The 14,245-nt window shown below is 53.5% G+C and carries 16 protein-coding genes; 3 read left to right on the forward strand and 13 right to left on the reverse strand.

Going from position 1 to position 14,245, the window contains the following annotated elements; all coding sequences use genetic code 11:
* Positions 1 to 102: 102 nt before the first annotated feature.
* The 9 genes from AC58P5_RS03605 to AC58P5_RS03645 form a co-directional block, all read right to left on the reverse strand.
* Complete coding sequence (locus AC58P5_RS03605; RefSeq protein WP_497384623.1) at positions 103 to 990, reverse strand: transporter substrate-binding domain-containing protein; 888 nt, start codon at positions 988 to 990, stop codon at positions 103 to 105.
* Positions 987 to 1,754, reverse strand: coding sequence for an amino acid ABC transporter ATP-binding protein (locus AC58P5_RS03610; protein WP_497384624.1), 768 nt, complete (start codon positions 1,752 to 1,754; stop codon positions 987 to 989). Before AC58P5_RS03610 ends, AC58P5_RS03605 begins: the two co-directional genes overlap by 4 nt.
* Before the next feature lie 32 nt (positions 1,755 to 1,786).
* Positions 1,787 to 2,455 (reverse strand): amino acid ABC transporter permease, encoded by a 669-nt coding sequence (locus AC58P5_RS03615; protein ID WP_497384625.1) that lies wholly within the window; start codon positions 2,453 to 2,455, stop codon positions 1,787 to 1,789.
* Positions 2,436 to 3,101: an amino acid ABC transporter permease gene (locus tag AC58P5_RS03620; protein WP_497384626.1), complete on the reverse strand. Its 666-nt coding sequence runs from the start codon at positions 3,099 to 3,101 to the stop codon at positions 2,436 to 2,438. The genes AC58P5_RS03615 and AC58P5_RS03620 overlap by 20 nt, the downstream gene beginning before the upstream one ends.
* Positions 3,102 to 3,364: 263 nt before the next feature.
* Positions 3,365 to 3,772: a GNAT family N-acetyltransferase gene (locus AC58P5_RS03625; protein WP_497384628.1), complete on the reverse strand. Its 408-nt coding sequence runs from the start codon at positions 3,770 to 3,772 to the stop codon at positions 3,365 to 3,367.
* A gap of 18 nt (positions 3,773 to 3,790) precedes the next feature.
* The gene (locus tag AC58P5_RS03630) at positions 3,791 to 4,129 is read right to left on the reverse strand and encodes a VOC family protein (RefSeq protein WP_497386021.1); all 339 of its coding nucleotides are present in this window, start codon (positions 4,127 to 4,129) and stop codon (positions 3,791 to 3,793) included.
* Positions 4,130 to 4,364: 235 nt separating this feature from the next.
* A complete protein-coding gene (locus AC58P5_RS03635; protein WP_497384629.1) occupies positions 4,365 to 4,973 on the reverse strand; it encodes an SRPBCC domain-containing protein in 609 nt (202 codons plus the stop codon).
* Positions 4,974 to 5,299: 326 nt separating this feature from the next.
* Positions 5,300 to 5,917 carry a cupin domain-containing protein gene (locus AC58P5_RS03640; protein ID WP_497384630.1) on the reverse strand — a complete coding sequence of 206 codons (618 nt, stop codon included), beginning with the start codon at positions 5,915 to 5,917 and terminating at the stop codon, positions 5,300 to 5,302.
* Between the two features lie 159 nt (positions 5,918 to 6,076).
* A complete protein-coding gene (locus AC58P5_RS03645; RefSeq protein ID WP_497384631.1) occupies positions 6,077 to 6,691 on the reverse strand; it encodes a TVP38/TMEM64 family protein in 615 nt (204 codons plus the stop codon).
* Between the two features lie 240 nt (positions 6,692 to 6,931).
* Here AC58P5_RS03645 and AC58P5_RS03650 point away from each other — a divergent pair, with 240 nt between their 5' ends.
* Both AC58P5_RS03650 and AC58P5_RS03655 read left to right on the forward strand, forming a co-directional pair.
* Positions 6,932 to 7,093 carry a hypothetical protein gene (locus AC58P5_RS03650; protein ID WP_181024295.1) on the forward strand — a complete coding sequence of 54 codons (162 nt, stop codon included), beginning with the start codon at positions 6,932 to 6,934 and terminating at the stop codon, positions 7,091 to 7,093.
* A gap of 33 nt (positions 7,094 to 7,126) precedes the next feature.
* Complete coding sequence (locus AC58P5_RS03655) at positions 7,127 to 7,318, forward strand: hypothetical protein (RefSeq protein ID WP_497384632.1); 192 nt, start codon at positions 7,127 to 7,129, stop codon at positions 7,316 to 7,318.
* Between the two features lie 231 nt (positions 7,319 to 7,549).
* Here AC58P5_RS03655 and AC58P5_RS03660 read toward each other — a convergent pair whose 3' ends face one another.
* Positions 7,550 to 10,732, reverse strand: coding sequence for a bifunctional cytochrome P450/NADPH--P450 reductase (locus tag AC58P5_RS03660; protein WP_497384633.1), 3,183 nt, complete (start codon positions 10,730 to 10,732; stop codon positions 7,550 to 7,552).
* A gap of 377 nt (positions 10,733 to 11,109) precedes the next feature.
* Between AC58P5_RS03660 and dhaS the strand changes: the two genes are divergently transcribed.
* On the forward strand, positions 11,110 to 11,694 hold the full coding sequence (gene dhaS / locus AC58P5_RS03665) for a dihydroxyacetone kinase transcriptional activator DhaS (protein ID WP_497384634.1): 585 nt from the start codon (positions 11,110 to 11,112) through the stop codon (positions 11,692 to 11,694).
* A 138-nt stretch (positions 11,695 to 11,832) separates the two neighbouring features.
* Here the strand turns inward: dhaS and AC58P5_RS03670 are convergent, their stop codons facing one another.
* The 3 genes from AC58P5_RS03670 to AC58P5_RS03680 form a co-directional block, all read right to left on the reverse strand.
* Positions 11,833 to 13,062: an MFS transporter gene (locus AC58P5_RS03670; RefSeq protein ID WP_497384636.1), complete on the reverse strand. Its 1,230-nt coding sequence runs from the start codon at positions 13,060 to 13,062 to the stop codon at positions 11,833 to 11,835.
* 193 nt (positions 13,063 to 13,255) lie between these two features.
* The gene (locus AC58P5_RS03675; protein ID WP_497384638.1) at positions 13,256 to 13,588 is read right to left on the reverse strand and encodes a DUF3139 domain-containing protein; all 333 of its coding nucleotides are present in this window, start codon (positions 13,586 to 13,588) and stop codon (positions 13,256 to 13,258) included.
* A gap of 11 nt (positions 13,589 to 13,599) precedes the next feature.
* Entirely contained in the window at positions 13,600 to 14,235 is a 636-nt protein-coding gene (locus tag AC58P5_RS03680) for an HD domain-containing protein (protein WP_497384639.1), read from the reverse strand.
* Positions 14,236 to 14,245 lie beyond the last annotated feature (10 nt).

Here is a 14,245-nt window from a genome sequence, read left to right on the forward strand (position 1 = left end):
CCGTCTATGATAATCAAGCGGATCGCCCAGGCTCATCGGGCATCAAAAAAAAGCCTCCCCTCTCCCTTGCCCGGAAGAGGGGAATGCTTTCAAAATGCGCGGTTACAGTTTGCCGCCTTCTGTAATGACATCGTTCGGATCGGTACTTGTGCCAAGCTCCTCTTTCACGTACGTGTTGTAAAGCTTCAGCAGGAACTTCTCCTGCCCGAGCGTCTCCAGCTCCTTGTTCACCCAATCCCGGAGCTCGGTATTCCCTTTCTTGACCGCCGGAGCGATCGGCGCTTCTTTCTCCAGCTTCTCCGGAATAAGCGTGAACCCGGGATTTTGGCGGGACCAGGCGAAGAGAACGAAGTTATCCTGAGCATAACCGTCTCCGCGCCCGTCTTTGAGCGCCTGCAGGGATTCCGTATTTTTCTCGTACTTCACCAGCTCTACGTCGGGGCGGTTCTTGGTCAGAAACAGATCGGCTGTCGTGCCCTTCGTGACGATAATTTTTTTGCCCTTCAGATCGGCCAGCGTCTTAAGTCCGCTTTTCTCGGACACGAGGACCTGCGTCGCTACTTTCATTGTGGGATTTGTAAAATCCACCGCTTCCTTGCGCTCGTCGGTCACCGTCATATTCGCCACGATCAGGTCCACCTTGTCGCTTTGCAGAAACGGGATGCGGCTGGCGGGCTCGACCGTCACGAACTCGATCTTCGATTCGTCCCCCAGCAGATCCTTCGCGAAACGCTTGGCCAGATCGCTGTCGAAGCCGATCTTGTTCCCTTTGTCGTCGGTAAAGCCGAACGGGGGCTTGTCCGTGAAAACGCCTACGATCAGCTTGCCCCGGTCTTTGATTTTCTGGATGCTTCCTCCGCCGCTTTCTCCGGCCGATGCGGGTTTAGCGCCGTTTCCCGTGGCGTCTTTCGGATCTTTGGCGGCTCCGCAAGCGGCCAATACTCCCGCAAGCAGGACGACCGTTACCCATACAGCTATTCTTTTTCTCATGCTTCTTCTCTCCCTTTTCCGGTCTCCATTTCGAAAAACTGATTCAAAAATTGCTTCGCACGGCCGCTTTGCGGACGGTTAAAAAAAGTATCCGGCGGTGCGATTTCGCGAATTTCGCCTTCGTCCATAAAAACGATCCGGTCGGCGACCGCACGGGCAAATCTCATTTCGTGAGTGACGATCAGCATAGTCATGCCTTCCCGCGCCAAGTCCAGCATCACCTCCAGCACTTCTTTCACCATCTCGGGATCGAGCGCCGCCGTTACTTCGTCGAACAGCATCACCTCGGGCCGCATGCAAAGCGCCCTGACGATGGCGATCCGCTGCTGCTGGCCGCCCGATAACTGACGGGGATAAGCGTTCTTTTTATCCAGCAGGCCAACGCGTGCCAGCAGCTTTTCCGCATCCGCGGCCGCTTCGCGCCGGCTCCGCTTTTGCACTTTTAGCGGTCCCAGCAAAATGTTATCGAGTACCGTCATATGCGGGAACAGATGATAGCTCTGAAAAACCATGCCGATTTTCTGCCGGGTCACCCGCCACGGCACTTTCCCGGCGTTGGGGTCTTCCCCTTTGAACAAAAGGGTGCCGCCCTGTATCGGTTCGAGCCCGTTCAAACACCGGAGCAGCGTGCTTTTGCCGCATCCGCTGGGGCCCAGAATGACGACGACCTCTCCCGGTGCCACGTCCAGATCGATGTGCTTGAGCACCCGGTGCCCGTCAAACGATTTCTCCACTTGTCTCAGCTGCAGGAGCGCTTCCCCCATAACAGCCTCCTTTCCGAGCCGGTTAGCGGGGGCTAGTCGGCCCATCTTCTTTCCAGTCTGCGCGAAAATACAGACAGCGGGTAGCATAAGGCAACATACAGCAGAGCCATAAGGCCGTAAATCACGACGGAGGCGTAAGAAAGCGTGTAATGACGTTCAATGATCTGCTGGCCCGATTTGATCAGTTCCGTCACCCCCACCAGCACCGTCAGGGAGCTTGTCATGACGATCCGCGTAAACACGTTGATGGCCGGCGGAACCATACGTCTCACTGCCTGCGGGACAAGCACGTAAACCAGCAGCTGCGGCCCGCTCAGTCCTAACGATTTCCCTGCCTCCGTCTGTCCTTTGGGCAGAGATTGCAGGGCTCCCCGGACGATTTCTCCGATTTCCGTCATCCCCCAAAACGACAGGACAAGCAGGGCCGAAGCGAATGCGGGAAGATGGATGTCGAACAGGATCGGCAGCCCGAAGAAAAAGAAAAACAGCCAGACCAGGATCGGAACGCTCCGCACCAGCTCCAGAATCGTTCTGGACAGCAGACGGGCGAGAAACAGGCGCGAAGTTCTGAGCAGCCCGAACCCGATTCCTCCGGTCACGCTGAACACAATGGTCAGAAGCGAGATTCGCAGCGTCTCCCACAACCCTTCCGCAAGCTGCGGCAGGCTCCTCACGAGAAGCTCATAAGCCGAAAGCGCCATGCCGGAACCTCCTTTCCAGATAACTGAGCAGAAAGGACAGGGGCAGAAAAATAACGAGATAGCAGAGCGTCATCATCAGAAGCATTTCGTACGTTTTGTAATAGAGCGAAATATAACTGGTCGTCGTATAGAGAAGCTCCGGTACCGCAATCGCGGACACGACCGTCGTTTCTTTGAGCAGGAAAATAAAGTTCGCGAATAACGACGGAACGGAAATCCGCAGCGCCTGCGGCAGGATGACATACCGGAAAAGCTGCCTTTTCGAGAGCCCGATGGCAAGCCCGGATTCCGACTGCGATTTCTCTACGGCCTCCATTCCGGAACGGAACACCTCCGTAAAATATCCGCCTCCCAGGAAGGTCATCGCGATAAAGACCGCCGTCATTGCGGACAGTTTAACCCCTAGCTGCGGCAAGGCGAAATACAGAAAAAACAGCTGGATAAGCAGCGGTGTGTTTCTCGCTAATTCAATATGCAGCCGGACGGCCCAGGTCAGGGGGCGGATGCGGAAATACAGAATAAACGAATGAATGACAGCCACGAGTAGGGAAAAAAAGATGGCAATGCCTCCGATTCTGAGCGTTTCTCCTCCGGCTCGCACAAAATCGGGCAGATGTTTCCACATAAAGTCCGTATCGAGATGCACAATTCTCCTCCTAGATTTAAACCATCTATTCACACCGGATAACAAGGTTTAAAAGCAGCGCTTGTACCGGTTCGGAATTTCCTCCCACCTCCTGTGTACATAAAAAAACAGCCGCACGGCTATCACCTGTTGGGTCCGCCTGAGGCTGTCTGGATAGGAAAAATCATGCTGTGCAACCCCGCATGGAGCAGGAAGAAGCCGTTATTTCCATATCTTATAACATATTTTTCCAAGCTGTCAACTTGGTTTTATTGCTCTTCTCATTAAACCAATTCGGAAATATAAAGCGGAACGGTTCCCTGCTCCGGCTGAAACCCCAAAGAGCGGTAAAACGATTCCGCCCCCTCGTAAGAGATCAGCACTTTCGTTTTGTACGCCTTATACTTGTCGAGAATCGCGATCATCAGCTTCTTCCCGATCCCGTGATTTTGGTAATCGGGCCTCACCAGCATGTAATGAAAATACGCCGTCATCACCCCGTCGGAAAGAGCGTTCACCAGCCCGACCAGCTTATCGCCGTGCCATGCCGTCACGACCGAGTGAGAATTCAGGATCGCTTCATGCAGCTCGTCGGGGTGCTTCCCCGATTCCCAGTCTACGGAAAGGAAAAGCTCCTGGAGTTGGCTTTTGTTTATATGGCTCGTATGACTATAACGGATATCCAATTTCATGAATCCTCCTTGCCGACTTCAGCTGAGCACCTCGACGACAAAGCCGCCGGGAGCATGGACATAGAATGTCCAGCCATGCATTCTTTGGGGCGGTTCCACCTCGAACCCGTCCTCTTTCAGACGCCGGTTGATCTCGTTCACCTTTTCTTCGCTTTCTTGGATAAAACCGATATGAAACGTTTTCGGATAGCTGACTTCCGCGCCTTTCATCAGGGTCAGGACAGCCCCGTCGTCATCGGATAGAACAGCGAACGCGTTTCCGCGCGTACTCCGGGTTTTCAAACCGAAATACGTTTCCAGAAAAGTTTGGGACGCCTGAACGTCCGTAACTGTCAAATTAAGATGGTTGAGCTTCATCATCCGCACCGCCTTGGAACCAGATTTGGATCGCATGATCCGATAGGTTTAGTTTACACCTTTCCGGTAAATATTGTTGCCTTTTTTGGTAAAAGATGACTAAAGCTCTGCGGATACGATTTTCCACCTAACACGGGAAAAGACATTCACGTAACCCTCGTAAGAAAATCCATTCTACGCATAATCCCCCCGTTTGGTACAATCGCTTCCTCCTAATGACTAGGCGGAACTATCCCTATACCCCCGTACCCAAATCCCGGATGCGGTTCAGCACCGCCTCCCACTCCCGTCTCATCCTTTCCCGCATGTACACATCTTCGAGCATTTCCTGGTGAAAAGAAATCGTTGTCCCGCCCGACTTTGCGTCCGTCAAAGTAATTTGCAGCCGTGAAAAATCCGCCCATTCCTTACGCTTCCATGTCAGGCGTAGCTTCTGAAACGGAACGACCACGGCAAGTTTTCCCGAAACTCCTTCATCGGAGCAAAATTCCGCCCCCTTCTCCAATGGAAACACCGGCACGCTTCCTAACCAAAGCGACAATCCTTGCGGCGAAGTCAGATAGTTCCAGGCTTGCAGAGGGTTCATCGCAACCGTTTTTCTTACTCCGATCTGAACGCCAGCGTCCTTCGTCATACCGACCGGAGTCCGTCCCAAATAGGGAGCGTACATGGCAGCCAGCCATTCTCCCCACTCGTCTGAAACGCCGTAACAGCTGCAAATGTGATCCTTGATCTGCTCGTGCGACCAAAGCTCGTTCACGGAACGCTGGAGCTTGACGACCCATTCGTCCCAGGAAATTTCCGTTTCTTTCCGAACGTTTTCTTTAAAAAGCTCTCCGGGCATTCTCGTCCCTCCTGACAGTCATTTATTGGTAATCGGCACGGTTTCGCAGCCCATGAGCAGCTGCATCGCATTCGTCTTCGCCAGAATGACCGCTCCGATGTGGGGCTGAATCTGTCCGATCCGGACGAAAATGCGCCTCTACAAGCTCGCTCGATGTCCATTTGCCCGCTTTAATTCCACGGGCCATGATACCCCATATTTCTCCACCTGTAAATGGGGAGTTGAGTGCTCTCTTCCTCCGATTTCAGCCCATACAAAAAAGCCTCCCGCTTTGGATAGAATGCGGAAAGCTTCCGGGCAGGCAGCGGCCTTTCAGGGTGAAACGCCTAGGTTTTCTTTTTTTCATTGAGATAGGGCTGTCCCGGATTGGCCGGTTTTCCCGGTTCGCCCTGTACAGAGACCGGCGGTCCGATGCGGACCGTTTCCGTAATCGGCGCGAAGGCTTTGCCGGCAAGAGCGGCATTGACGTTGAAGGCGTTCTGCAGCACTTCGGGCGGAGTCAGCCGCAGAATATCGGAGCCGTGGACCGTCTCGGGCTGCTCGTGATTGAAGAAGGCATGAAGATGCACCTTCTCGGAGACCGGCGTAATCCAGTGCCACCAGCCTGAGGGGACGAAAACCACCTGACCTTCCTTTGCGCGATAGTTCACCAGTTGAGGGCTGTCGGAACTGATCACCGAAATCTCCGCCTCCCCCGCTACAATGACATGAAGCTCCCACGCATTCGGATGCCAGTGAGGCTCCCGGATATGTCCCCTGCTGAGCCGCAGATCCGCAAAAGCTCCGCCCATCATGGACGGCAGCTGCGTTGAAGTGACTTCATACGCCACATTGTCTTCATTGCGCTTAAAAAGCACGTTATCGCGTACGTTAAAAGCGAGATTGGGCATGCCGGAACTTTTTTGATGATTCGTCGGGCCGGCCCTATAACCGTATCCGCTCACAAGCCAGGCTCCTCTCCGCATTCCGTTTCCTGCATTCCTTCATACATATGCGGGCATCCGGAACATTATCCGAAAGCGGAAGAAGTACACGTTCAACACGGCAAAGCAGCGTACGGCATGAGCTTCCCGTTCACAGCGTGCGGTTCACCAGGCTTAACCCTACTCCAGCTCCATCGTCTGCCCGGACGAGAACCGCTTCTCAATCTTTTTGCTGACGATCAGCGATACGGCGACGAAAAGGACGACATAGAGCAGCTGGTACGGATTCTCGATATATTTGGCCACATCGTAGCCGATATACGAAACGGTGAACACCATGATGCCTTTGCCGATCAGAACGGCCATCAGAAACGAACGAAGGCGCATGCCGGCAAGTCCCGCCGCTATGTTAATGACCACGAACGGACCCACGGGAAACAGGCTCAGCAGAAAAACGTAGCTGTAAGCGTTCCGCCGGATCCACTTCGTCGTTCTTGCGATTTTCGGCTTGCGCGCCAGCCTTTCCAGATAAGGATGACCGGCGATTTTGCGGACGATCAGGAACGTTACCAGACAGCCGCTCACGATCCCGATCCAGGAGTAAAGAAAACCGGCCCAGAGTCCGTAAACCGCCGCATTTACCCCTACAATGAGCAAAGTCGGCAGGGGCGGGACAAACGATTTCAGAAAGGTAAGCAAAATGCCCGGAAACGGACCGAGCGACCGGTACTGTTCCAGAAGATTCTTTAAACGGTCTTCATTTGTTACAAAGGACACGATGTCTGATATATCCATGAATTGCGCTTTTTCCTTTCGAGTTCATTTGGACGGTCATTTCCGCTAGCCTAAGCTTACCTTAAAAACCTCCGCTTTCCCACCCTTACTTCCGGGAAAACAAGGCAGCTTTTGCATGCCTGCCGGCAGTTTCCCCACTTTTTTTCCAAAACCAGCTCTTCTCCTCTGTCATCTGCCGCCTCAGTTGGCTCTCCCCCTTAATATACTACGATATCTTAACGGATAAGGAGGTCTCAACTCGTGGTTCATACGAAGACCAAATCCTACACCTATAAAGTGGGAAAAAACAAATTCCTTGTCATCAAAATCGTCCAGTCCGCAGTCGCCAAAACACGCTCCGGAAATGCACTGGCAAGCAACGCAGCAAATGTGAAAGTGTTTAAAAAAGATAAAAAACGTTAATAGGTCAAACCGCTTGGAAAGGAGGTGAAAAATATGTCTAAACACTGGAAGAAACACAAACATGAGAAGAAACACACGAAAGTGAAGGTCACGAAAGTAAAAAAATCTCATACCACTGTCATCGTTAAGCAAGCGGCAAAAGCTCGCACGGGGCAAGGGGGCAACGCAATCGCCATCAATGCTTCTGACGTGGGTGTAGTAAGAACCAAAGTTGGACGTCGATAAGGAAAATCAGGTCAAAGGGAGGACGGCACTGCTGCGTCCTCTCTTTCTATTGCTTCTTGCAAAAAGCGGGGATTAAAAAAGATGACTCCTGTGCCTTACAGGAATCATCTCTTACGTGCTGCTTAGCTCTTTTTTTCAAAGTGTCCTTGACTAAGGGGCCCGCCCGTTTAGTCTGCTTACGGAGGCGGCTGCTTTTCTTTTAAGACGGAGCCGTTCAGTTAACCGTCACCGTCAAATGCCCGCCCAGACGTCTTTGGCGTAGCGTCCGTCCGTCTGCAAGCCGTCCAGCCACTTCCGGGCTTCGTCCGGGCTTACCTGATGAATATTCGCGTAAGCCTCCATCAGCTGCTCTTCCACGTCCGGCGCCATCCGGCTTCCGTCTCCGCATACATACAGCTGCCCGCCTTTATCCAGCAGAGCGATCAGCTCCGCCGCATTCTCTTTCATCAAATGCTGCACGTACGTCTTCGGCGTTCCTTCCGCCCGCGAATACGCAGTGTGCAGCTTGACGAGGCCTTCCCGTTCATACCGCTCCAGCTCATCCCGGTAAATGTGTTCGCTCTCGCACCGGCAGCCGAAATACAGGTGGGCTTCCCCAAGCTCCGCTCCTTCCTGCCGCATTGCGCTGCGGGCCTGCAGGAATCCGCGAAACGGCGCGACGCCCGTGCCGGGGCCGACCATGATGACCGGTGTCTTCGGATCGTCCGGCAGCCCGAAGCCCGATTCCGGCGTCCGGACGAACATGACGATCGCATCGCCAGGCTGGCGCTCCGCCAAGTAGTTCGACGCCACGCCCCGGTACTCGCCGCGTCCGCTCCACGCCCGGCCCTTCACGACCCCGACCGTGATGCTTGCCTCTTCCGGCTGCACCTGCGGGGCGCTGGAAATCGAGTAGTACCGCGGCTTCAGCGGCGGCAGCAGCTCCAGGAAGCGCTCGAACCCCAGCTCGCACGCTTCGTACCGCTCCAGCAGGTCGAGCATGGACACGCGCTTCTTCCACACCTGCTCGCGGTACGCGTCTTCCTCCAGCAAGGCTTCCAGCTCGCGCTTGTGAGGCGGGCACGCCGTGCAGCCCGCCAGTTCGCGCAGCTGGGCCCGTGTGGCCGCTTCCTGCAGGTCCACGCTGTGGCCCAGCAGATCGTCCAGGCTCACCGGGCGGTCCAGCGGCAGATGGGCGGCGCTCCGTCCGCTTCCGCTCAGGATGAGGTGGTCGCTGCCCTGCAGCTCGAACCGGCGGAGCACGCGCGCCACGCTTTCGCGGGAGTTGCGCGGCAGGACGCCCAGGTGATCGCCGACCCGGTAGGTCACGCCTTCGGGCAGCTTCACCTCGATCCGGCGGGTGCTGCGCCCGCTTCCCTCCCCCTGAAGCTCGGTGCTGCCGGCGACGACCGCATGCACGGCATCGTACGATTCCGCCAGAGGCGTACCGGCGAAGCCGCTCACGAACTGCAGGCTCAGGGAGCTTTTTTCCTTCTCCGAAATCTCGGTAAGCTCCAGACCCAGCGCCTTCATGACATCCGGCCACAGCGCTTCGCGCCAGTCTTCCAGCTGCTTCTCGAAATCGCCGCTGGCGTCGCCCTCTCCGCGGCCGGCGAGGCGCTGTCCTCCCTTGGAGGCAAGCAGCTCGTCGGCCCGGCGCGGAACGTCCTGGTACGTGCTCGCCCAGTTATGATCGCCGCATCCGAACACGGCGAACGGTACGCCGGCGATTTCGCCCGGCTCCGCGCTTTCGAGCCAGTCCATGAAATCTTTGGCGTTGCTCGGCGGCTTGCCGTTGTAAGAGGCGGTTACGAGGAACACGGCCCCTTTCTTCGGCAGCTTGCCGGCATAGTCGTTCATGGGAGCGACTTCGGGACGGAAGCCCTGGTATTTCGCCGCATCGGCGAGCTCACGCGCAATGCCTTCGGCCGTACCGAGGTTCGAGCCGTACAGCACGAGCAGCGGCGTGTTATGGGCGTTCACGCTGAGCGGTGCGGCTTGTTCTTTGACCCGCGTGTCCTCCGCCTCGGAAACCGCGGTACCCGGAATAGTGACGGCAACTCCCTGATGGCGCGGTTCCACTTTCATCGTAAAGCCTTCGGGTTTCATCGTCAGCGTTTCTTTTACCTTCAAGACGTAATCCGTATGCTGCCTAATGTTAAAATGCTTCAAAACCATCCCGAGCACAAGCGTAGCTTCCTGCATGGCAAACTGCTGCCCGATGCAGGCGCGCTGTCCGTTGCCGAACGGTTTGTACGCATCGTAAGGGATCTTCCCCGGGTCTTCGAACCGCTCGGGAATGAAGGATTCCACGTCATCCCCCCACACGGTTTTATCCCGGTGGAGCTTCGGAATGAGCACCGTCAGACTGTCCCCTTTTTGCAGCGGATATTGATCGGCCAGCAGGGTGTCTTCTTTGGCATAAAGCACGAAAGCCGGAGCCGTCGGCCATAGCCGCAGCGCTTCGTTCAAGATCATCCGGATGTAATGCAGCTCGCGAACTTGTGCGTAAGTCGGCACGGGATCGGTCAGAACCCGGTCCACTTCTTCATACGCTTTGCGGAGCTTGTCGGGATTCTTGAGAAGGAAATAAAGGGCAAACGACAGCAGTCCGCTCGTAGTCTCATGCCCCGCGATCAGGAACGTAATGATCTGATAGCGGATATTCTCGTCGTCGAGAGATTCGCCCGTTTCCGGGTCTTTGCCGTTCAGCATATGGGACAGCAGGTCATCGATTCCTTCCGTTCCCTGGGCTCTGCGTTCGGCGATTAGCTTGTCCACCAAGGCGAACATAGCCTGGATGTCATGGTTGAATTGTCTTTTCGTAATGACCATCAGCTTGTCCTGAAGCCCGAGACGCTGGGTCTGATTCATCGCTTCGTGAAGCGCTCTTACCATACTTGTAATAAAAGGATGCGGCTGCTCCCGGTAAAAGCTGTTAAAGCGGTAGTTAAATCCGCACAATCCGATTGTGTCCAGCGTCAAGCGCGTCATGTCCTCAGGTACATCGATGATTTCGTCCGCATTGAGCCGGGACCATTTCTGGATGAGCTGGACCGCAATGTCCACCATCATGTTGTGGTATCCCTTCATGGCACGCTGGCTGAACGTCGGCAGCAAAATATGGTGAGCCTTCTGCCAGTTAGGCTCATACGTGTGAGCGGTAAACAGCCCGTCCCCGCCAAACGCACGCACATTCGAAAGAGCGGCCCCGATTTTTTTGTCAAAACGGGATTCGTCGCACGCGTCTGCGACCAGTTCGTGGCTGGAGATCAGCAGCTGCGTTCTGCCGGGCATCTCCAGTTTGAAGATGGGACCCAGCTCATCCGCCAGCTTCATCATCGATTGCAGCGGACTTTCTTTATCAATTAACGGAAGATTTCCGAGCGGCCCGTAGGTTTTGGGCTGCGGAATTGAAGATTCTGATTTAGCCAAAACACTCTCGCCCTCCTTGTTAGTGCTATACGAATATTTACACACCCTTACTACTATTTGAAAAGAAAGGAACGGCTATCCATATCTTTTCAGCCTTTCGTGAGTGTCCACGAAAAATTACCACTTGTATGGATGCCTTATGTAAACATTTCCAGTATAACGCGAAAAATCATCCCCGCTAAATAGACAATTCCAGTGAATTGTCCAAAAACAAAACACTTTTATAGGATTGTCTATGTATACGATTCCGATTTTTCCGTTAACAGAACCGCCCGTAAAGAACACACGATCCCCAATCAACCACCAACATTTTAAAAAAGAAGACTCTTCCTTTATACTGGAAAGTGGAGTGTGGAGAACCATATCGAGGTGACACGATGACCGATTCGCAAATGACCAAAAAAGCGCTCGCCGCATCGCTTAAAAAGCAGATGGAAACGAAACCTTTGGCGAAAATCAGTGTTCAGGATATTTCCTCCGGCAGCGGACTGAACAGACAAACCTTTTATTATCATTTTAAAGACAAATACGACCTGGTTCACTGGATTTACTATTCGGAAGCGGTGGAAAGCATCGCCGATTACCGCGATTACGGGCACTGGAGCGACATGGCCGTACAAATCCTGCATTATCTCATGAAAAACCGGCTGTTCTATATCAATGCGCTCAATACTCCGGGGCAAAATGCGTTTGACAGCTATTTGTTCGAGGCTACCAAAGATATGATCAAACGTGTAGTGGACGATGCTTCCGCCGGCCTTGACGTATCGGATTCGGACAAATGTTTTATCGCGGAATTTTACACCTTCGCGTTCGTAGGCATCGTCGTCAAATGGGTCAAGACGGGTATGAAAGAAATGCCCGAAACGATGATGAAACGGATCAGCGACCTGGTGGACGGTACGCTGATCCGTGCGCTCACCCGTCACGCCGGGTTGCAGCCGGCCGATGCGGCGCCTTAAGACGCCAAAAACGCCACCCCTTCTCGATGAGGGGGCGGCGTTTTTGTGGATGATTGACCCGCATTCTGGCGCTTCTTCCAGGCGCCAGAAGCTTAGCGCGGTGTTGCCGAGCTGCGGGATGATTTTGACTGCCCTAAGCTAGTCGGTGCTGTCCGCGGCCGCGGCCGTCCCTTGCCCTTCGAGAGGAGGTTCCGTCCGGCGCAGCATTAGGGGAACAAGCAGCAGTGCGCCGAGCAAGAAGAGAATTCCGCTTCCGGCATAAACCGTTTGAAGGGACAACATATCCTTCATAAATCCAGCGGCAGACATGCCGATGACCATGAACCCCATAAACATCGGCGTAAGCACGCCCCCCACGCGGCCGATGAAAGCCGCTTCCGTGTTTTTCATCATCATGGTGTTAATTCCGATCATAACGCACGGATAAAACAGCCCATTCACCACCTGGAAAAAGATCGTCAGCGGAATGCTTGTGGACAAGCCGATTCCTATCGTTCCAACGGTGCTGGCGATAAGCCCCGCCGCAAGCAGCGATTGCGGCTGCATTTTTTTCGAGAGTGCCATGACGAACCCCCCGCCTGCCAGCATTGCGATTCCGTTCGCCGCCAGAAGCCATTGCAGAAACAGTTTATCCTGCCCGAGATTTTCGATAGCGATAAACAGCATCAACGGCTGAATAACACCTACCGCCAAGCCCGAAACGGCGAACGTTCCTCCAAGCGTCTTCAATGCACGGCTGTTCCACACGTAACCGAGTCCATCCTTCAGTTCCTGCATGAAATTGCGTTCCGCCTTAGCCGGATTCTCCTGATCGGCCGGGAGTGAAGTAAGAACGGCGGCGGAGGCGATGAAACAAACCCCCATGACCGCAATTGAAATTTCCAGACCGTAGTGCTGGTAAACGAATGTGCCGAGAATCGGGCCGAATACCATAAAGATGGCCATCAACGTCTGGAACATCGCCATGACCCCTTGAAGCTGCTCTTCCGGGACATGCTGTTTGAACAGTTTTAACGCGGACGGCTGGGAGAATTGCGACAAAATCGCCGACACCAGCGTAGCGAAAAACAGCGCGTGCCACGAACCGAACATCACGACGAGCAGGACGGCGAATACGGACAACGCCGAGAGAAGATCGCAAACGATCATGGTCCGCTTCGGTCTCCACCGGTCCGCGAATGTTCCCCCGATAATCGCAAAAAGAAAAATCGGAGTAAATTCGGCGACAGAGATTAACGAAACAAATTTGGGATTGTTGTTCGTTATATCCGTCACATACAGCAAAATGGCAAAGTTTCTTATCCAGATGCCAAGCTGCAGCAGAACGTTGGAAAGAATAATCGTTCGGACAAAAGCATTTTTAAACACAACTGTGTACCCCTTCCTGCGAATCCCTGAGATTCTGTTCAGACTGAAAATAAAACCCTTTTAACTAACAAATATATATTACGTTTGCTAATACATAAACATAATATATTATCGTTTGTTTAATGGTCAACAAGAATTTGTTTTATCCCACAAAAAAAGATTTTATAGTCGGCTCATTCCGGTTTGAGTATCCCTACCCTTCCTTGAGCTTTTCCGAATGTTTCAGTTTTTCTTTCGTTATCCCCAGCTGTACTCCTTTCGGAGAAATCCGCTGATCGAACTGAATCACATCGTTATGAGAAAAATAAACATAATTCACTTCGGGCTCATCCTTGAAAACAACGACCGTATAGAAGGGGGGCATCTTGATTCCCCAAACTCCTTTGACCGATGCCAGCTCTTCTTCTTTGTAGTCTTTTTCCTGGAGCAGGTAGCTCCTAACTCTTTCCGCATAGGCCATTTTATTTCCCTGAACATAAACAAACGGAGCCAGTAAAACGATCAGAACGACAGACAGCGCAAACATCTTTCTCCTGCTTATGTTCCGCACGTTTCCGTCTCGCTTCCAATGTGCCTCGACAAATCCGCGTGCGCCTCTCTAAGCCATGGATGAACAACTCTGAGCGTGTCTTTCCGGCTCCATAAGTAGCGGATATAGGCAAATGCGGCATGGTCTATCGAAAGTGCGAGTCCCCTATTCAGCTCTTCAAGATACGGGGGCGTGCCCATCTGATCCCAGGCAATTTTGTCGGCTGTAAAAAGTAGCTTATCCATTTGCGATGCCTGTTTTTTTAGCGTGGTATGGCATTCAACCGCACTCAAGATGGCAGGGGCCGCCACTCCGAATAAATCCCGTGCTATCGCTTTCGACATCTTTTGGTGAATGATCATCGGAAAGCTTTCTTCCTCTGGAAGCACTTCGATCCCAAGCTGAACCGACACGGAAATACGCGTATCGTTGGAAAAAACGGCGCTGATATCATGCAAATAGCCGGATGATGCCGCTATTTCGGGGTCCGCCCCGAACCGCATGGCCAGTTCCCGGGCCTTCTCGCCCACTTTCATGCAGTGCTCCGCGGTTTCGCGATGTCCGTTTTCGGTCAGAAAAGCATACACATCTTTTTTCAAGTCGCCTGTTAAATTCGGTTGGATCAGATGCTCGTAAACGCTCATTTTCATCACT

Source organism: Paenibacillus sp. JT31N7 (assembly GCF_059692095.1).